Raw genomic sequence first — 19,148 nt, 5'->3', positions numbered from 1 at the left:
ATCGCCTTCCACCCGACAGATCACTCTCCAGCGGCTTCCCAAACAAGCGGCTCAGGCGCTTCGCGAAAGGCAAAGCGCTGCAAGTGGCGCTCTATCACATCGCAAGTTTGAATGAGCTCATCATTCGTGGGCGAGGTAATATCCATCCGCAAACAGCCTTTTTGAAGCGCAAGATCTGCCACGCCGCACACAAACGTCAGCTTTGCTGTGTCATCTGTTCTCTCAACATCAATCTTCTCAGAGAAGTGCTTCACCATTGTCGAAAAATACTGCGCCACCCAAGGCGAGCGGAACTCGGATCGAACCCTCATTTAGGACCTCAAACTCATTGCATCCAATTGCGTAACAGCTTGCCAACACAGAAACTTTTCTAGCGATGGCGACTATAGTATGACAGTGTCAGCGGGGCAATATTCCCCTTCGAGACACAGGTAACGCCCATGGCAGTCGAAGAGCTTCGGCCGGAGAATTTTGTATTTTTTGGCGATGATGATGAAAACGTCGCTTATGATCGTGCGTGGTTTAACATCATGCGGGTCCATCGCAAACTGCTGCCTGAGATCACAAAAGCCCTAAAATCTTGCGGGATAAACGATCCAATATGGTTTGAGATCTTATTGGAGGTTGAACGCTCAGGAGCTGCAGGCCAACCAATGTCTGCACTCGAAGATAAACTGTCTGTGCCGCAATACGCTTTGTCGCGACACGTTTCCAGACTAGAGAAAGAAGGTTTTTTGCGACGCGAGTTCATCGCCGATGGTCGTCGCAAGCAGATCCTATTTCTTACAGAAAAAGGATCAGGTGCTCATGAGCAAATATGGCAGACATACGGTGATGCCATGCGCTCAGAACTCAGCCCTCATCTCAGCACGGATGAGGCCTACGCTCTATCTTGGTTGCTGATGAAACTGCTCGCCTGATAGCCCAAGCAGGCGAAGTATCACCTCAACTAAGCTGCTATAAACAAAAAAATCGCCTCTTACCTTAGCCGGGGACCAACAAGGGTTCCAGCTAAGATAAGCGACGCAGATCCATCAATCATTCGCCCAAGCATTGTGCACATCTAAGGTCCAAAGCTTGAGCGCATTGTTAAATCGAAGCCTACGTTAAAACTTGACGGTCGCAACCATCGAGAAAGTTCGGCCAGGCTCGTTAAGAGTTGGGAAGCCCGGATAGTCCCCACCGTAGGTTGCGCGATCTGCGTAAGCTCGATCAAATAGGTTGTCGATGCTCGCCCGAATAACGACATTGTCAAGGCTCGGCGGGTGGTACTCTGCGAAGACATTGACCACTTCGTAACCTTCCAGCTTTGTTACCGGATCGGCCTCATTCGCATTGTGAGAATATGTAAATGCCGCATCCAAATGCCCACCGACAACCATGTTGAGCTGTGCCAACTCTTGTTGAACCTGCAAAGACAATACCTGCCCAAGAGGTGCACCGGAGTCGAGTACATAGAAGCTCGAAGCTTTCTCTCCATTCACGTAGTTCTCGCTGTCAGAGAAGGTCAGACGCGCAAAACCACTACTCCAACCATACGTCGCTCCCAGATTGTATCCGCGGGATTCAAAATCATAACTGTTGACGACATTCTGCGCCGGCAGGACCAATCCACGCGTGTCGTCGATTTTGGTCCGGAACACTTCACCGCCCAGTGTCAGACCACCCCAGTTCCAATCAGCACCGACCACGATGTTTTCACCACGCCGCGCTTGCAAACCGGTGTAATCCCAAGCCTGATAGAACAGGAAGTTGTCCTCAACCACATATCCCCCGAATACATTTGAGTATCCGGCGCGCAAGGAAAGCGTGTCAGTCAAGGCATAGGACAGCGAGAGATTTCCGCTAAGGCCAGAAGAATCCTCGCTGAATGCCGAACCTGTTTGCGCAAAGTCCTGCCCGGTGAAGGAGTTCCAATCATACCGCAGGCCCGCCGAGAGATTCAGCCGATCCGTAGGCTCAAGACGGGCCTGTGCGAAAACCCCTACGGTACGGCTTTTCTCATACGGCGAATTGTTGCCCCAGAAATCACCACTGGCAGCGCTTTTCTGATCCAGATAATCGAAACCTGCGGTGATTGTGTTATTTTCAGACAGGTGAAACCGGTTCTGAAGTGTCGCAGAATAGGAGCGGGTATTGCCGATGGCGCTGTCGCTTGGCGTGAGGCTACCGATCTCGTTCTCAGAATAACCCAATGTCACCGAAGGATCCCAATTGCCTCCGCCATGCACATTCTCATAGCGCAGAGAATAAATGGTGCGTTCAGTGTCATAGACGTTGGTGAGAGGGTTCCACGGCGCATTGCCAAAATTGGCCCGGCGGTTGCGCAACGCGGTGTCTGTCAGGCGCTGACCTGAAAGCTCGACACGGTGACCTTGATCAGATTGATAGGCGAATTTCAGCAAACCAACATTCATGTCAGACGTGGTTCCGAGCACAACATCGCCATTACCATCTTCGTAGTCGCCGCCCGTTACGCGCTTACCGTAGGCAAGAACTTCAAACCCATTGCTGCGTCCTGCAAGTGTCAAAGATCCACCAGCAACATCACCATTGTCGGAATAGCTGAGCCGTGTCTGACCACCAAAATTGTCCCCGTTTTGCAAAATGTTGTCGACATCTACGGTTTCCATTACCACGCGCCCTGCAACAGCACCCGGACCTGCGTCTGCGGGAGCTACACCCGGGTCTACGCGGACAGCTTGCATCAAGCCGGGATCGAAAGCGTTTGCGCTGGCGTGGTGAAACACACGGTTGTTTTGAGAAACACCATCAACCTGCACAGCAAGGTTCAGCATATCCACGCCATTCACAAAAATCTTTTGTGCCACTGGGATCGCTCCACCGACAGAAACAGACGCAATTCCGGCAAACAGGTCCCGCAGATCGCCCATGCTGGCGCGTTCCAATTCGGATTCAGACACATATGCCGATGTGGCACGATCCGCAGCTTCTCCTAGAGGATCCTGTTTACGAACCTCAATTGGATCAAGAGTATATGCGTCGAGTGCTCCATCTGCGTCTGATACAAGAGACGCCTCTTGGGCCAGAGCTGGTGCAACAGCCAAAATCGAAAGGGCCGTCCCGCACAACAGGCGGGACCGCGAGAATGCAGTCAAAGAGGTCATGATCTTCCCCGAGATTCAGAGTTTCTTGCGGGCTTGCCCTGAATCGGGGCTGGCGAGGCTTTGTCTCAATCAATTAGCCGTGAACCCCCATAACATGCAAGTGCATGTTATGAAGTCCCACAAACATACCTCATAAACTTACAAAAATTTTCTTCTTGCTCTTGCTCGAGTCTCAAAGTGCCGGAGCAAGCCGCAATTTGGGCCAAAGTGAGGAACCGTCTGCTTTGGAGGCCGTCGATATGCGCCGCTCTACAACAAAAAACTGCGCATTGTGAAACCTCTCATCTGTCGTTTGGCACTGTAGACCGATTGTTCCACCTACCCGTTTTGTATGACAAGCTGATGTCCCACGTCGCACTCAAAAAGAAAGTTCCACTCGTCCCTCTTCGCAGAGCAAACATGTACAAAAGCTCAGTCACTGCCAATGCTCCGACTTAAACTCAGATAGGCTATTCACGATCGCACCCTGGGAGGGTACCGCGCTGCTTCAGGCAGCGGCAAATATGAAAGACCGGAATTGCTTACCCTTCCGTGCAACTTTAATCGCGTGAGCTGAGCAGCATTCAAAACAAATGACAGCGAACCTAAATCTTAAAAGATTCTAGGACCGACCAGTTTCTGCCTGTGAAAAGTTGTTTTACTGAACGGATACGAAGGATCGATGCCGGCTCACAAATTAAAGACCGAGGTAATGACAACGTCTTGAATTGAAGTGTTCACTTACATGAATACAAATTTTTGCTCGGTACTAAGGTCCCACTTAAGTGACCCTTTACTTCGGTCCAAAAAGCTCAAACACTTTTCTAACGAATTTTCTTCGATCAATCTGAAAGAGTTTTGGGCTTAGCTTCCTTGTTGGATAGAACAACTCTGACGCAATTGCTGCGCTATCTCGCCGATCACTACCCTAATTCAGTGGGTTTTCCGGCGTCGTTTGGCGAGAAAATCAACGCCCCATTACGAGACGCCCTTTCAGAATTGAAAGAGGCCGGTTTGATAGACTATACCTTTTTGTCCTTTCGAAATGGCATGGCTCCGTTACCGAAGTCCTTATCAATTACTGAAGCAGGACTTTCGTATCTCGAAACTCTTTCAGACATCTGAACCAAAAATCTCGCGATAATAGCATCTTGAAATCTGTGATTTACGACAGATTAGCAGTCAAAGAAGTCAACGAAAGATCAAGCAACGGCTTGCAGTTCGCAATCCTTATAACTATTGTCAGGAATGGCAAGACTGGTGCCTTATCAAGGATCAAAGTGAACTCAAATCATGCAAGCCATTGCTCTCCAAAAGGTAGAAAAAGCCTACATTTCGGCCCCACCACAGCTTGCGGAACGGTCTTTGAAAATCATCAACCATCTTAGGTTGGTCGCACGCCGCAACAGATCAGCAGCACGCATGGATTTGGAACAAGCCTGCGCACTTTTGCTGGCTGATCCGGCAAATTCGGACATGCGTCATGCCGAAACGCTTATGCGTGGCTTTAAACAGGCGGTCTCAAATCGGCCCGTTTTCTATCAACCTGGAACTGTTGAGCTATCCTTTGATGAAGCTTGGCTTGGTCGCCTGTTTGAAACGATGGAGAATGGTGACGACGACAGTTTCTGGTTTTTAATCCAGTCGCGTGTTCCACGCTGGACACAGCGCAATCTCGCTTACCTAGTAAGATCCATCTCCAAGCAATTTCATCAGATTTAGAATTATTCTAAAATCCCTTGGCATCGCGCGTTGTTCCGATATTTTGAATGGGAAGACGCGACTCGTTCGTGTTGAACAAATATGGATAAGTGATGAAAAGGTAAGCCGATGACCCAGACAGCTATTGACCTCACGACCGATGCACGCGCAGCCATTGCAAATGCCCTCAACCAGTCTGTGGCAGAAACTGCCATAACAACTATGCTCGCTCAGAACTTTCATTGGAACGTGACAGGCATGGCTTTTGGCCCACTTCACGAACTATTTCAGAAAATCTACGAAGATCATTTTGAAGCGCAGGACGATCTCGCGGAGCGTATCAAAGCGATTGATGCGCATGCTGAGGGAACGTTGGCAGGAATGCTCAAGCGTTCTAAGATCAACGAGCATGAAGGTGAGGCCTCTGACAAAGAGATGATAAAGATCATGCTGGAAGCTCAAGAAACACTCGCCGCGACACTCGCGGGCTGCGGTGAATTGGCCGCTGAGCAGGGTGACACGCTCACCGAGGATCTTTGCATCAGCCGTGGTCAGACTCACGAGAAGTTTGCCTGGTTCCTGCGGTCTCACCTGCGCTAAACCGCTGCGTTAGGCTCTCTGCCAGTCTGACTTTCTTTTTCTTCAGCTTTTTTAGATAGGCCGGCTCCCAATGGGTGTACCGGCCCATTTGTGCTTGCTGGCAGGTGAGCATCAGAAGAAACGCCTCTTGCTGCTCCTGCTTCTTGATCGATTTATAGAGCTTCTTTTGCGCTTTCGTCATCGAACATCCAATGCAATGCCCTTCGCGGCGAAACTTGCAAACGTCGATACAAGGGGACGGAATTTTCTTGCTCATGGCTGTGCTCGGCTGTTTCTGTGGCAGAACTACGCTATCAGAAGTGCTTATAACGCCTCTTGGAGGCGATAGTAGCTTAGAAGCAAATAGTCCATTTCACCGAGGCGTGTCTCACAAAAGTGAATAGCAATTTGAATTGAATCAATCGCACCTTAGCCGTGGCAGCGATGCAAGCACTTCACGCCATGATGCAGAGGCCGACCAAGGGTCGGAAGACAAAACAGCAAAGCATTTCCCAACTTTGGAATATAGCTCGAGTTGCCAATGGTGCTTGGACGCAATGACCCACAGCTCATGAAGTCCACTCAGATCCAAAGTAAACATGGAGCGTCCATCTCCCATGATCCAAACGTCTCCAAATTGATCCAACTTTTTTATCGCGCCAGACTGGGCCTGCAAAACGCCACCAGAAGGGACCATCCTTGCAAAAGGCAGTTCGCGATCCTTGAGATAGGTTAGGAAACTGCGCAAGACGGGCGTCAAAACCTGCCAAGCTTTGTTTTCACCCAAATATGGCAAACACTGGCGGCGCAATTCTCCATTTGAACGCAGCAAGTCATTTAGGTGCATGCCAGCATCTCCACACTCCCAGTTGACCCGCGCTTGGCGCACCGCATTCAACGGCACCACATTCTCGGATGGATGATCCGTTGTGTCTAGAGGTGCATAGCAGGTGGGATTTTGATCCAAGGACTTCGCAACGCGTTCGTCATAGTCATTCACAAATTGCACGCGGTGATGGATTGAGTCTGAAGGTGATGATGCAACAATGCTGCCAGGTAGCTTTTTATCAAAATTGATCGCACTGCGGGACAGCGTCAACGGCGCGATAGGATCAATACGCAGAGATACCCGACGCGAACTCACTCGGAATGGCATTGCGGTGGTTTGCAACGAGGCATAACCACCCCGCTCAGAAATCAGCGCGTGTTCATTGCGGGTTGTGATTAGTACGTCATCAAATTGCGTGCCAAGTAGTGCTAGGGCTTCAATGTCCTGTCCAAGTTGCGTAACCACAGCAAGGTCCATCAGAGCGGACAAACTGCTGGGCACTTCCCCCGACAATGTGCCAAAGCATCTTTCGTTTGCACAGTTTGCAGACATTTTTACATGAAACCTCAGTACACATCCCGCACATAGCGCTTTTCGCGTTTGAGGCTGCTCACATACTCAGTCGCCTCATCCGCAGACAGTCCCCCATGCAACTCAATCACCTGATGCAGCGTCTGATCCACGTCTTTGGCCATGCGTGTCGCATCTCCGCAAACGTAGAAATGTCCGCCCTCTTGCAGCATGCCAAAGAGCTCTTTTCCGTTTTCCAGCATCCGGTTCTGCACGTAAATCTTCTCCGCCTGATCACGAGAAAACGCCAGATCCAGGCGGGTCAACAGACCAGAGGCACTCATGGCGCTGATTTCATCCTCATAGATGAAATCGCTCTCTCGATGCTGATCGCCAAAGAACAGCCAGTTCGCGCCTTTGGCACCAAGCTCTCGACGCTCCTCCAGAAACGCGCGGAATGGTGCAATCCCGGTGCCCGGCCCGACCATGATCATTGGTACGTCATTGTCCTGCGGCACACGGAAGCTTTTGTTGGGCGACATGAAGATGCGCGCCTCTGCCCCTTCCAGCACATGATCGGCAAGAAACGTGGAGCAGACCCCGTTGTGGACACGGTGGTTATAAGTCCACCGAACCGCGGCAACGGTTAGATGCACTTCACCGGGATGCGCCTTGGGACTTGAGGAAATCGAATACGCGCGGTGCTGCAAGGGCTTGAGCCAGCTTACAAACTCATTGACATCAATCGCCAGATCGGGGTTGAGGTTCAACAGATCCAGCGTGTCTTTACCCCAAAGGAAAGCCTCAAGCGCTTCTTTGTCTCCATTGCCCACCACATGGCTGAACTCATCATGTTTGGCCAAAGGTTCCAGCGCGCGGATCAGATCGCGCGAAGGTGTCATGATCTCCACACCTGTTGCGAGCAGCGCACCCAAAGGCTGATCCTTACCATCTACGTATGTGTCCTGTGACACACCCAGCCGTGTCAGGATGCCGTCCACCAAGTCAGGTGCGTTCACCGGTATGACCCCCAGCGCGTCGCCCGCTTCATAGGTCATACAGCTGTCACCAAGGTCAAAGGCAATGTGTCGGATTTCCTTGGCAGATTGCGCGCCAGATTGGATGTGGTTGTCCACCACCTTTGACACATAAGGGTTCTTGCGGGAGAAGCCGGATTTCTGAGGCTTTGGCGCGACAGCGTTTGTTTCCGAAGCCCCCGCTGAGCCCGCATCCGGGATCGTGACGGTCAGCCAAGCGGAGGCGGCATCCTCAAAATCAATGTCGCAATCCACGCGCGCACCGAGACGTTTTGCACCCAATTGTTCAAGCCGCGTATCGATCAGCTTGCCAGCCTGACAGAAGAGCTCATAGCTCGTGTCCCCAAGCGCCAGCACACCATAGTTTAGCTTCTCCAAACGAGGCGCTGTACCTGCAGAGAGTGCCTCCCAGAAAAGCTCTGCGTTGTCGGGCATCTCACCTTCTCCATAAGTGGAGATCACCACGATCACGTTTTCCATCGCCGCAAGCTGGTCCATCTCAATCGCGTCAAGCTCGGCCACTTTGGGGGCAAAACCCTTGTTTTTGGCCAGCTCTGCTGCCTCATTGGCAACCTCTTCGGCATTGCCGGTCTGAGTGCCAAATAAGATGTTCAGCGGCTTGGCTTTGACCTGCTCTTCGGCCGGAGCGACGCCAGCAACGCCGCCCATGGAAAGGCGGGAATGCAACCCGGCGAGGAACCCACCGAGCCAAGAGCGTTGCTCGCCAGAAAATGGCGCATCATCAGGAATGTATGGGGCGTTCATAGTTTTACTCCGCGGCCGTTCGGGCCACCAAATCAGGCAGCGCATTTTGGGCGAACAGTTCATCAAAGCTTGGAATGGTGCCAAGCGCGTTCCGGTTTTTGACGTCCTGACGCAGGATCCAGCTGTAGGTGCCGGGACTGTCCATGCTCAGAATATTGCGCATCGACAGAGCCCGCTTGAAATCGCTCAACCGTTTGTGCGCAACCAACGTGGCCAAACCAGTGTCGTCATAATCATTCACCGCCTTCTTGGCGTGTTTGGACAGCGCCAACATCAGGCTGAAGTCTTCGGTCAGGATCAGATTGCGGGCAGCTTTGTCCAGCGCCATCCGATCGGCGGTTTTGCCGACACGTCTGACAGCCAGATTCTGCGCCATCTCAAGGACAGAATAGCTGTTGAGCAGACGGAACATCTCCTCCGTATCCATCTCGCCATAATCAGGCGTTGCGCCTTTGTGGACAGGACGACCGGATTTCCAGGCTTTCTTAAGCGTGGAAATCTGATGTTCGGCCAAGGCGGTGGACAGCTCCTCAATCAGATCCTTGCGGGTTTTGACTTTCAGGATCGCATCGGCGTCCTGATATTGCAGCAGCGCCTTGGGCATGACCCAAGCCATGTGCTTTTGCGCCTCTTCCCAATTACCCAGCAGATCCTGCGCCTTGGCAGAGCCGGTTGCCTCGTGGTGCCAATTCAGCAGCTGATATACCGCATCGCGATGCACGCCGGCTTCATCTGAGCCATCCACCAAGGTGCCCATGAAGACGGAGTCATGGCTGATCATATCGTTCAGCCGTACTTCCGGGTCATACTGATAAGCAAAGCCACCAGACATGCCGTTGCCATAACCCTTGGAGAAACCGCCAAGGTTCAAAATGGCCCCGTTGGTCATGTATTCGGCGCAAAAATCGCCAACCCCTTCCACAACCGCGGTTGCCCCGGAGTTGCGCACCGCAAAACGGTCTCCTGCCTGCCCTTCAATGAAGGTGCGACCGCCAGTTGCGCCAAACAATGCAAAGTTCCCGATCAGTACGTTTTCAGTGGCGGAGCCCCCGCCCGGGGATCGTACAATGATCTCACCGCCACAAGCGCCTTTGCCCACACCGTCGTTACAGGTGCCCGTATGCTCCAGCATCATGCCGTCATTGCAAAAGGCGCCAAAGCTCTGCCCGGCTGAGCCATTTGTAACAATCCGCACCGCACGTGGATCAAGGAAACGACGGCCCCGCACATCCTGATGCGCGGCAGGCGGAAGCGCCTCAAGCTCATGGTTGAGCATACGCTCGATATCAATCGCGAGCTGCCCACCCACAGATTTGTTGCGGTTGTTGAGCGGTGCATTAGGGCGCAGCTCGATCTGATCTTCACGCCCTGATAACAAGCGCTCCCGCATTTGCTCCAAGAGAATGTCATCGACCTCAAAATCGCGCTCCAAATAGACCGGATCTTCCACAGGGTTTTCAGGCACATGGGTGAGCATGTCGCGCAGGTTCAACTGACCAACAGCGGACGGGTGATCCAACAGGTGCAGTAAATCACTGCGCCCGCGCGCGTCTTGAAGGCTCTTAAGGCCAAGATCTGCGAGGATTTCACGTGTCTCATGCGCGATGTTCAGCAGATATTGCGCCAAGGCACGGGGATCGCCGTCAAAAACTTCCGGGTTGGTCGTCAGACCTGCCGGGCATTTGACGTTGCAGTTTTTGGCCATCACACATTTCAGCATCATCAGCGCCGTGGTGCCAAATTCAAAGCTGTCCCCGCCCATCAGTGCGGCCTTCACCACATCAGAGCCGGTCTGCATTGCACCTGAGCAACGCAGCATGACCTTCTCGCGAATGCCATTGGCGCAAAGTGCCTGATGCACTTCCGCAATGCCCAATTCCGCCGCGCGGCCTGTATACTTGAGCGAAGTCACGGAAGCCGCACCGGTGCCACCTGTGCTGCCTGCCACATTGATCAAATCCGCTCCCGCTTTGGCGACGCCCACCGCGATGGTGCCGATGCCCTCTGAGGACACAAGTTTCACGATCACTTTCACCCTCGCCGCCTTTGCGTCGTGGATCAGCTGACCAAGGTCTTCAATGGAATAGGTGTCGTGGTGCGGCGGCGGCGAAATCAACTCCACACCAGGCGTGCCCCCGCGCGCGGCTGCGATCTCTACCGTGACCTTAGGAGCAGGCAACTGCCCGCCCTCGCCCGGCTTCGCACCCTGACCGATCTTAATCTCAATCTCTTCGAGATTTGGCTCGGCCAAATAACCAGCCCAAACACCAAAACGCCCAGACGCAAACTGCTTGATCTTGGAGGCGCGGATTGTGCCGTAGCGGCTGATGTGTTCGCCACCTTCACCGGAGTTGGACATGCCGCCAACCATATTGGTGCCATGCGCCACCGCTTCGTGAGCTGTCGCAACCAGCGCGCCATGCGACATCGCGCCAGAGGCCAGCCGCGGCGTGATCTCAGATGCAGATTGCACTTCGTCCAGAGGCAGACGCTCAGGTGCCGAACGGATGCGCGAAACATAATCCAGTGCCCAACCGGTCACCGCGACTTTCAGCGCGCCACCGGTGACCGTGTGCCCGACCACATCCTCGCCAAACCGCACCACCAGCGTCTGACGCAACGCATCAAGCCGCCCTATGTCACAGGCCTTCGGGCCGGTAAGGCGCAGCAGGTATTCGCCCGCACCGATCTCCTCTACGCTTAACCCACGGATCACAAAATCCCGGTTGCCGGCGCGATTGAAGAGCATCATCTCCTTTTGAATATCCGCCACCTTATCAAGGAAAGTAATGTCGGCCGGAAACGCCAGAACATCGCGCAACGCAGCAGGGCGCTTGTGTCGCTCGTCACTCATCTGGCGACTGAAGGCCCGATACCCCGGCGTGATTTTGAAACTGTCGATCTGCTCCTGGCTCAGCTTGTCAAAGCTGGTGTTGACATAACCATCCTCGGAAATGCCAAAGGCGTCGTCCATCTGGCGCAAGGTCAGCAGGCGGAACGGATCGTTCTCCCCTTCTCCTTCGGCAAAGCTGATCGGTTCCTCAGTCAGGTCAACGAAGCCCCGCACAGCCGTCGTGCCATAGCTGTGCCCGGCTCCTTCAGAGCGTTCTTTGAAGAGGCCCAGCATTGGCACATCGTCGCTGCCTTCCACGGTCAGCGCGCGTGCATGCCAGTCCGCAACGGACTGCGCGATGGTTGCAAAGCGTACCCCGCCCACGGGTGTCTTCATATTGGGCAGATATTTTTTGAACACACGGTCATTGGTGTCCAAAAAATTCGGCTCAAAAAACTCGCCACCTGAATAGCTTTCCACGGTGCAAAGTCCCACCTTGCCCATGGTTTTCATCAGCGCCTTTTCCGCCGCCTTTTTGAATTTTCCAAAGGCTTGCGTGCAACCGTCTCCCTCGCCAAACAGCTCTTCTGCACGCAAGCGCACGCCAAGCGGATAAACCGCAGCGGCCCCAAAGCCGAGCGCGCAAGCGATGTGATGCGAGGAGGCGATCTGTCCGCTCTCAACCACAAGCGACACCTTGAAGCGCAGGCCTTCTTCTATCAGGCGCTGATTGATCGCAGAGATCGCAAGCGTCATCGGCATCGCGGCCCTGTCCCGGCTGATATGCCGGTCGGTGACGATGGCGATGCCACCTTTATCACGTGCGAAGGCCACAACCTCTTCAGAAACCGCATCAATTGCGGCCTCAAGCGCCGCCTCGTTTGCAGCGCCATCGCCAACCACCGGTGCAAAAAGCATGTCAAACCGCGCCCAGGGCGTGTCTTCCTGCGCCTTAATCTTCAACATGTCCGCCATGCGTAGAATGGGAGAATTGATTACAATCTGGCGCGAGCGCGAATATCCCAAATGTGGCTTTTCCCCCAGTGCCACGCGCAGCGTCATGCCATCCGCTTCTCGGATCGAATCCAGAGGCGGGTTTGTCACCTGCGCAAAACGCTGACTAAAGTACTTTGCCACACCGCCTTCGTTGTCGGACAAAGCATTGATCGCATTGCCATATCCCATGGCAGAAACCTTCTCGACACCGGTCTGCAGCATCGGATCCATCAAGAATTTGAAGCTTTCCTGATTGAGCGTATAGGCCACATAGCGCGCCGAGCGTTCCAGATCGCCCTCATAGCGGCGCGCCGCCGCCTTTGGGTCCGTCTCCGCCTCGGGCAGCGCTTCGATTGTCACGCGCGCCGCTTCAAGAAGCGATTTGTAGTCCTTCTGCGCTGCCAGCATTTCAAGCGCATCTTGGGTCTCGTAGATGCGGCCGTCGCCGTGGTTGTAGTAAATCATCCCACCCGCTTCGACGCGGCCACGGCGGATCACCTCTTCTGGCGGCAGATAAAACTGTCCCGCTTCTGACATCACCGCGAGGTAGTCTTGGGTCTCAACGGTACGCAACGGGCGCAGTCCCAGACGGTCAAGGCGGGCACCGATGATTTTACCATCCCCAAAGACCAATGCTGCCGGGCCGTCGTTCTTTTCCTCAAAGAGAGAGAAGTACTCCAGCATTGCGCGCACGTCGTCCGAAACGCCTGCGTCATTCTCCCAGGCCGGCGGCATCATCGCCACAACGGCGGTCACCAGATCAAGCTGTTCATCATAAACCCGCGCATTTAGCGTCTGATCCAATCGGCAACTGTCTGATTGGCCCTTGGGCCTGATGATCGCTTTGGAACGCGCCAAGGCCACCGCCGCTTCGCTAAGGCGGTTTTTCTTATCCGTGTTCAATTCACCATTATGCGCCATAAGGCGAAATGGTTGCGCCATCGAAGGATGCGGGTCTGTGTTTGTGGAAAACCGTGTATGGAAATACATGGTATGCACGGCGTGATCCGGGTCAGAGAGATCTTTGAAATAGGGAATGATCTCCCAAGAATTCAAACGGCCTTTGAAAACTTGCGTGCGTGCTGAGAGCGATAGCGGATACAGCCCATCCAGCGCCGGCTTTGTGTAGGCCACCGCCTCTATCGCCAAAAGCGCGCGGTGAATGGCTGCGTCCAGCTCTCCCCCACGGATATCGTCCGGAGCAGTAAACACCCACTGACGAATGGGGAGCTGCCATTTTACCGCGCGCACGCCAATTGCGGCGTTATCGACAGGCACTTCGCGCTCAAGCAAAATTTCAAAACCTTCGGCATTGAGCTTTTCAACCACCAAAGTAGCTGCCACCTCATGCTGGCTCTCGTCAGAAGGCAGAAAGAAGTTGCCAACACCAAAGGCACCAGCCTCAAGCGGCTTGCTAGCCAACTTGCTAAAAAACGCAAGCGACAGATCCACTGAAATCCCGGCACCGTCCCCAACACCCTCCGAAGACATGCCGCCCCGATGAGGCACAGCACACAGAGCCTCATGCCCTTTTTCCAACAAGGTATGGGTTTGCTTGCTGTCTTTGCGTGTCAGAAAACCAACACCGCATGCGCTGTGTTCAAGGGACGGATCATAGAGGCCAGTATCTTGGATCATATTGTCTGATGGCTCACAATTTGGCAGTCGGACAGCCCCTCAAAACAAGGAGAGACACCGTTCAGTCGAGTTTATGGGAAAGCCTGGCGGACAGATATTTCGCAAGATCGCGCGTCTGTTTGCTAGATGCGCCCTTCTAACTTGGAGGTGCGCAACAATCAATCGCGTTCTAAAACGCTTCGGCATCTGCCCACAATTTCAAAACGCTCGTCTTAGAAACGTTGGTGCAAGAAAAGGCTGTGGGTGGATGCCGGATTAATTGTAATCTAGGTAATCTTGGGTTCTATTTGGCCTCTGAAGTGTGAGCAACTCCTCAGTGTTGCCATAGGTTTCTACGAAGATTAGGCTACTCTCTGCTCCTGATGACCGGTTTGGTTTTCTTCTTTTCTTTGCCATTAGACTGCGGCTGATGGTTTGCCGCCAAGGGCGCCATCAGGACGCTTTCGGTTGTAGAACTCAATCCATTTGCCGGCACCTGCCTTGGCTTCCGATCCGGTCTCCCAGACAGGCAGGTTGACGCATTCGTATTTCAGGCTCCGCCAGAACCGCTCGACAAAGGTGTTGTCAAGGAACCGGACCTTGCCACCCATCGAGATGCCCACGTCGCTTCGGCACAGCCGATCCGTCCACGCAAAGGCCTTAAATTGGCTGCTCTGATCTGTATTCATGATTTAGGGCGGGCCGAATCAGGTGATGGCCTCTTTCAACGCCTTGACGCCGAAGTCAGCTTACAGCGTGTTTGACATCCGCCAGGTCAGCACCTTTCTTACCACAAGGAAGTGTTTTCTGTGGTCCGCTTGCGGCGCCCCAGAAACAGGCATGGGGTGGGATAGACGCGCAGCGTGTATTACAACCCGTTAGCCTGCGTAGCCGTTTTTGTTTGCTTCGGAGCGGTAGATGATAAATCTGCGGCATCGCCAAAAAGCTCTCAAAAGGGCGTTGCCCTCTGCGAGTGATACTCGCATTCACCCACGGTTTTTCGGCGAATAGATGTTTGGCAGGATCGCTCTGAGTAGCCCAACTCCAAACACGCAGTTGGTGCCTACCGCGCATTGGCTGCTCCATTCGTTGCAAACAACCGCCCTATCGCCCTTCCCTCTCAAGCACCGAGATTTCTTCTTTCAATAGGGCAATCTTTTGGGACCGCAGGTGGTCATCAAGCAGCTTCAAGAACATCTGCCTCTTCGCACCTTTTTTCATGCCAAACTGTGCGGCAGCGAGTTGATTGAACTGATCCGCCTGTTCAGAGGAAACTCGGAAGTAGAAAGAGACCGCGTCCTCTTGGTCATTGTCTGACATCACGGCTCTCCCCAAAAAGAAGCGAGGTAATGTGCATTGCGAGCAGTACATGGATGACAGCCAGTTTTGCTACGCCCACCCACATCGCGCGGTCTGCTAGGCTGGCGGCATACGCCCTAAACATCGCCTCGTTCCCTCTGCGCCAACGCTGCAACTTTCTCAACGAGGCTCCACACGCTGCTACGGCGCTCATGACCAGAGATCATTCTCTTGGCTATTTGATGATGGAATTTCAAGTGGTTCGTAACCCCGCTCGACGGTTCGAACCTCGTAGTTGGAGATATCAGCCAGGTTCGAGACATTAGCGGCAGATGCCTTAGCGATCACTCGATCACCAACGGAAACTGTAATTATCAGCATAGATTTTTCCTACAAGAACTATGGTAGGAACGGAGGGAATCGAACCCTCAGATCAACGGTAATCTGCCGCAAAGGGGGTATAAGGCCCTCACCCGCACCAGCGCGCTCCCAACTAACGAATTGCGTTAGCCGGATATTCGAGCGCTCAGAGTGTTGCTGCGGATAAGGTCTTTCATGTCTCAAGCCTAGTTAGATCAATGGAAGGGCGTCAAGCGATTAGAGGAAGGGAGGTCCTAGATGTTAAATTTGCGAGACCATTTGCTGAGCATCGTAAAGTGATCGGAGATAACTGACGAAGGCCCCAGATTTCAAGTTTTTGGATTTTGCGACGCTGTAAAACCAGTTTTTATCGTCCTCAGTGACCCAGATATGAAGTTGCTTTTCATAGGCAGGAGCCGGCCGGCTCAGTTGCATTGGTCGCCCCCGGAATGTGCCTTGTAGTCCGTCCTCCAGCTTACCATCGGCTTGAGCAGTACTTCTTCCAAACCGCTCTTCAATTGCAGCCAAAATCTGGTCGATTTGGCCTTCCGTCAGTCGCTCGTCTCTCATCGCAGATCACTTCTCCGCCGCATAGTCGTAGTTCTTGGCACGTAAATTACGCAACTAAATTCAAAGTATACTACATAGACTGGTAGCGCTCGATGAACGAAGTGTCAATTCATGTCGAGCCCTAATACAGATCAATTGCTTGCGGGCTTCGCACAGGCGTTAAAACGCTTGCGCAAAGACCGAAAGCTTTCCCAACAAGAGCTTGCCCAAAGAGCTGAGCGAAGCATGCAGTACATTTCGTTACTGGAGACTTGCCGCTATCAACCGACTTTGGAAACGTTGGTTTTGATCTGTAGCGCATTGGACATTTCATTGTCGGACTTCGCGAGCGAAATCGAGCGAGAACATAAGGCAATTCAAGAAGCGTGAACGAACCAAGAGCGGAGGACGTTCCACTTTCGGGTCTGAAGCGAGCATTGGGTGACGCGTGACTGCACAACCCAAGTGCTTCAGTCTGGGCTAGACCGCCGCTTGCACTTCTCGATGCACCACATACTCAGGGGCGATTATAGATTTGTAATCTCGGAGGCCCCATTACAGTAGATTACACTGCAATTTCTCGCATCGCGGTTCTTGGGCATCATTTTTGCCTCCTTATTTTATTGGGCTTTTGGTGGCGCATCAAAATCAAATGCCTGAATCCGTAAGATTTGTAGGTAATGTAATTTTACAGACATTACTCAACAGGTGGACCAAATCGGCTTATGGTGCATTCGCCCAATCAAGCCGCTGGCTGAGGCCGGCAAGAACGCGCGCAATCAAAGGTTGTTGTTTTTCAATAGCTTGCGCAACTCACCTGACTGGTGTATGAAGTGGGCATCTTAACCTGAGGCTCACTTGCCACAAAAAACGAAGCATTCACTTTGCCCCGTTTGTTCCTACTTTGTAGATACCTCTGAGATCCGATTTAGGCGGCCCGCTCCGCCGCCCTCGCAGATCCTTTTGCAAAGGATATCCCGGTCTCAGCCGGAGGGTTCCCAATGACCCTCCCGGATAAAAACCACATCGCATCGGCGGTACAACGACGCAATCAGGCTGCCTTGACACAGCTCGCTCGACTGCTCGGCCGGCAAGCCGCGAGACAGTCCTTCGCGGATCAAATGGATCGTACTCAACTGCCCTAACCGCAAAAAGCTATTGCGGGCGCCCCATCGAGCCCTCTAGCTCTTAGGGCGCCCATTTGTACGACCTCTTTTCAGGAACCTCTCTTCATGCGCGCCGCCATTTACGCCCGTTATTCCACCGACCTTCAGACCGACGCCTCCATTGAGGACCAACACCGCCTCTGTACACGCTTGATTGCAGGCAATAGCTGGCGCGAAGCCGAGATCTATGCGGATCGCGGCTTGAGCGGGGCTTCCCACCTGCGCCCTGCCTACCAGCGGCTGCTGGAGGATGCCCGCCACAACACCTTTGACGTAGTTGTCGCCGAGGGTCTCGACCGCATCAGCCGAGACCAGGAACACATCGCAGCCTTCTTCAAGCGCATGGAGTTTTGGGGAATTCAGATTGTCACCGTGGCTGAAGGCGAGGTCAGTGAGTTACATATCGGCCTCAAAGGCACCCTGAGCAGCCTCTTTCTCAAAGACCTCGCCCAGAAGACCCATCGCGGCCTGGAGGGCCGTGTGCGCAAAGGCAAATCCGCAGGCGGCGTTACTTACGGCTATGACGTGGTGCGCACTCTGCAAACGGATGGTGCAATGACCACTGGCGAACGCAGCATCAATCAAGAGCAGGCTGGGATCGTCCGCACCATTTTCAAAGACTATGCCGACGGCATCAGCCCCCGTGCCATCGCCGCTGCACTGAACCAAGACCGTATCGCTGGCCCCCGCGCAACTGACTGGGGTGCCTCTACCATCCACGGCAACCACAAGCGCGGCACAGGTATTCTCAATAATGAACTCTACATCGGCCGCCTCGTCTGGAACCGACAGCGGTTCGTCAAAGACCCGAGCAATGGCAAACGTCAGGCCAGGCTCAATCCTCCAGAAGACTGGGTCGTTGAGGAAGTCCCTCACCTGCGGATCGTAGATCAAGACCTGTGGGACGCAGTCAAAGCACGCCAAAAGGCGTCACGCAACGCCGTGATTGCGGAAGGTCTCAACCGTCCAGAGCGCGCCAAGCGAGCAAAGCACTTGTTTTCAGGTCTCTTGAAGTGCGGATGTTGCGGCGGCGGCTACACCATTGTGGGCAAAACCAACTACGGCTGCGCCAATACTCGGAACAAAGGCACCTGTGACAACCGCAAGACCATCAACCGCAATGAGCTTGAAGCGCGGGTGTTGGCCGGGCTCAAAGATCGACTGCTCCACCCTGACCTGATTGGAGAGTTCGTCAAAGCCTACCAAGAAGAACACAATCGCCTCTCAGTCCAGAGTTCTGTTGATGAAGCCAAAACCAAACGTGACCTTACGCAGGTCACCCAGCAGATCGATCGCATCATTGACGCGATTGCCGAAGGGATGTTTCACGAGAGCATGAAAGAGAAGATGGACAGCCTGGAAGCCCGTAAGGCGGAACTAGAAGCCGATCTGTCCAATGCGGACCAATCGGCGCCAGTGTTGCTACATCCCAATTTGTCCGATGTGTACCGCAGCAAGGTCGCCAACCTAAGCGAAGCGCTAAACGATCCCGAGACCAAAGCCGAAGCCACAACGATCATCCGGTCTTTGCTGGAGGAGATCCGGCTTACCCCGCTCACAGATGGCTTGGACATTGAGCTAGTTGGGGAGCTGGCTGGTTTGCTGGCCTTGGGGCAAACGAAGGGCCAAATAAAAACGGCCTCGGAGCATTGTGCTTCGGGCCGTTCTGTATCGTTGGTTGCGGGAGTAGGATTTGAACCTACGACCTTCAGGTTATGAGCCTGACGAGCTACCGGGCTGCTCCATCCCGCGACGCTTTTGATCTTGGGCCATTTTTGGCTTTGAGATCTGTCGCCCTTC

General features: G+C 53.5%; 14 protein-coding genes and 1 tRNA gene. 5 read left to right on the top strand and 10 right to left on the bottom strand.

What is annotated here, in order from left to right; translation table 11 throughout:
* Positions 1-20: 20 nt before the first annotated feature.
* Entirely contained in the window at positions 21-278 is a 258-nt protein-coding gene (locus J7399_RS19365; protein ID WP_209089059.1) for a DUF2218 domain-containing protein, read from the bottom strand.
* A gap of 162 nt (positions 279-440) precedes the next feature.
* On the opposite strand from J7399_RS19365, the gene J7399_RS19360 reads away from it, so the two are divergent.
* On the top strand, positions 441-920 hold the full coding sequence (locus J7399_RS19360) for a MarR family transcriptional regulator (protein WP_209089056.1): 480 nt from the start codon (positions 441-443) through the stop codon (positions 918-920).
* A 186-nt stretch (positions 921-1,106) separates the two neighbouring features.
* Here the strand turns inward: J7399_RS19360 and J7399_RS19355 are convergent, their stop codons facing one another.
* Positions 1,107-3,128 carry a TonB-dependent receptor gene (locus J7399_RS19355; protein ID WP_209089053.1) on the bottom strand — a complete coding sequence of 674 codons (2,022 nt, stop codon included), beginning with the start codon at positions 3,126-3,128 and terminating at the stop codon, positions 1,107-1,109.
* 1,272 nt (positions 3,129-4,400) lie between these two features.
* Here J7399_RS19355 and J7399_RS19350 point away from each other — a divergent pair.
* Together J7399_RS19350 and J7399_RS19345 are read left to right on the top strand one after the other, a co-directional pair.
* Positions 4,401-4,829 (top strand): hypothetical protein, encoded by a 429-nt coding sequence (locus J7399_RS19350; protein ID WP_209089050.1) that lies wholly within the window; start codon positions 4,401-4,403, stop codon positions 4,827-4,829.
* Between the two features lie 108 nt (positions 4,830-4,937).
* Positions 4,938-5,408 carry a DNA starvation/stationary phase protection protein gene (locus J7399_RS19345; protein ID WP_209089047.1) on the top strand — a complete coding sequence of 157 codons (471 nt, stop codon included), beginning with the start codon at positions 4,938-4,940 and terminating at the stop codon, positions 5,406-5,408.
* Here the strand turns inward: J7399_RS19345 and J7399_RS19340 are convergent.
* The 7 genes from J7399_RS19340 to J7399_RS19310 form a co-directional block, all read right to left on the bottom strand.
* Positions 5,350-5,664 (bottom strand): DUF1289 domain-containing protein, encoded by a 315-nt coding sequence (locus J7399_RS19340; protein WP_209089044.1) that lies wholly within the window; start codon positions 5,662-5,664, stop codon positions 5,350-5,352. The genes J7399_RS19345 and J7399_RS19340 overlap by 59 nt on opposite strands.
* A gap of 141 nt (positions 5,665-5,805) precedes the next feature.
* On the bottom strand, positions 5,806-6,693 hold the full coding sequence (locus J7399_RS19335) for a hypothetical protein (RefSeq protein ID WP_209089042.1): 888 nt from the start codon (positions 6,691-6,693) through the stop codon (positions 5,806-5,808).
* Positions 6,694-6,782: 89 nt separating this feature from the next.
* Positions 6,783-8,528, bottom strand: a complete 1,746-nt coding sequence (locus J7399_RS19330) for a sulfite reductase subunit alpha (protein ID WP_209089039.1) — start codon at positions 8,526-8,528, stop codon at positions 6,783-6,785.
* 4 nt (positions 8,529-8,532) lie between these two features.
* Positions 8,533-13,995: a glutamate synthase-related protein gene (locus J7399_RS19325; RefSeq protein WP_209089036.1), complete on the bottom strand. Its 5,463-nt coding sequence runs from the start codon at positions 13,993-13,995 to the stop codon at positions 8,533-8,535.
* 395 nt (positions 13,996-14,390) lie between these two features.
* Positions 14,391-14,663 (bottom strand): integrase core domain-containing protein, encoded by a 273-nt coding sequence (locus tag J7399_RS19320; RefSeq protein ID WP_209089034.1) that lies wholly within the window; start codon positions 14,661-14,663, stop codon positions 14,391-14,393.
* Positions 14,664-15,078: 415 nt separating this feature from the next.
* Entirely contained in the window at positions 15,079-15,294 is a 216-nt protein-coding gene (locus J7399_RS19315) for a hypothetical protein (RefSeq protein WP_209089031.1), read from the bottom strand.
* Positions 15,295-15,894: 600 nt separating this feature from the next.
* On the bottom strand, positions 15,895-16,203 hold the full coding sequence (locus J7399_RS19310) for a hypothetical protein (protein ID WP_209089028.1): 309 nt from the start codon (positions 16,201-16,203) through the stop codon (positions 15,895-15,897).
* 111 nt (positions 16,204-16,314) lie between these two features.
* Between J7399_RS19310 and J7399_RS19305 the strand changes: the two genes are divergently transcribed.
* Both J7399_RS19305 and J7399_RS19300 read left to right on the top strand, forming a co-directional pair.
* Positions 16,315-16,572: a helix-turn-helix transcriptional regulator gene (locus J7399_RS19305; RefSeq protein ID WP_209089025.1), complete on the top strand. Its 258-nt coding sequence runs from the start codon at positions 16,315-16,317 to the stop codon at positions 16,570-16,572.
* Between the two features lie 842 nt (positions 16,573-17,414).
* Entirely contained in the window at positions 17,415-19,067 is a 1,653-nt protein-coding gene (locus J7399_RS19300) for a recombinase family protein (RefSeq protein WP_209089268.1), read from the top strand.
* On the opposite strand, the gene J7399_RS19295 is transcribed toward J7399_RS19300, so the two are convergent.
* A tRNA-Met gene (locus J7399_RS19295) sits at positions 19,024-19,100 on the bottom strand. The genes J7399_RS19300 and J7399_RS19295 overlap by 44 nt on opposite strands.
* Positions 19,101-19,148: the final 48 nt, after the last annotated feature.

It is taken from the genome of Shimia sp. R9_1, assembly GCF_017743775.1.
Classification (GTDB): Bacteria; Pseudomonadota; Alphaproteobacteria; order Rhodobacterales; family Rhodobacteraceae; genus Shimia.
The sequence above is the reverse complement of the archived record's forward strand: the minus strand, read 5'-3'. Positions and strand labels throughout refer to the sequence as shown.

What these genes read in the sequence shown, in the direction of transcription:
- J7399_RS19360 (WP_209089056.1), top strand. Translation starts at nt 441, where the DNA reads ATGGCAGTCGAAGAGCTTCGGCCGGAGAATTTTGTATTTTTTGGCGAT.
- J7399_RS19355 (WP_209089053.1), bottom strand. Translation starts at nt 3,128, where the DNA reads ATGACCTCTTTGACTGCATTCTCGCGGTCCCGCCTGTTGTGCGGGACG.
- J7399_RS19350 (WP_209089050.1), top strand. Translation starts at nt 4,401, where the DNA reads ATGCAAGCCATTGCTCTCCAAAAGGTAGAAAAAGCCTACATTTCGGCC.
- J7399_RS19345 (WP_209089047.1), top strand. Translation starts at nt 4,938, where the DNA reads ATGACCCAGACAGCTATTGACCTCACGACCGATGCACGCGCAGCCATT.
- J7399_RS19340 (WP_209089044.1), bottom strand. Translation starts at nt 5,664, where the DNA reads ATGAGCAAGAAAATTCCGTCCCCTTGTATCGACGTTTGCAAGTTTCGC.
- J7399_RS19335 (WP_209089042.1), bottom strand. Translation starts at nt 6,693, where the DNA reads ATGGACCTTGCTGTGGTTACGCAACTTGGACAGGACATTGAAGCCCTA.
- J7399_RS19330 (WP_209089039.1), bottom strand. Translation starts at nt 8,528, where the DNA reads ATGAACGCCCCATACATTCCTGATGATGCGCCATTTTCTGGCGAGCAA.
- J7399_RS19325 (WP_209089036.1), bottom strand. Translation starts at nt 13,995, where the DNA reads ATGATCCAAGATACTGGCCTCTATGATCCGTCCCTTGAACACAGCGCA.
- J7399_RS19320 (WP_209089034.1), bottom strand. Translation starts at nt 14,663, where the DNA reads ATGAATACAGATCAGAGCAGCCAATTTAAGGCCTTTGCGTGGACGGAT.
- J7399_RS19315 (WP_209089031.1), bottom strand. Translation starts at nt 15,294, where the DNA reads ATGTCAGACAATGACCAAGAGGACGCGGTCTCTTTCTACTTCCGAGTT.
- J7399_RS19310 (WP_209089028.1), bottom strand. Translation starts at nt 16,203, where the DNA reads ATGAGAGACGAGCGACTGACGGAAGGCCAAATCGACCAGATTTTGGCT.
- J7399_RS19305 (WP_209089025.1), top strand. Translation starts at nt 16,315, where the DNA reads ATGTCGAGCCCTAATACAGATCAATTGCTTGCGGGCTTCGCACAGGCG.
- J7399_RS19300 (WP_209089268.1), top strand. Translation starts at nt 17,415, where the DNA reads ATGCGCGCCGCCATTTACGCCCGTTATTCCACCGACCTTCAGACCGAC.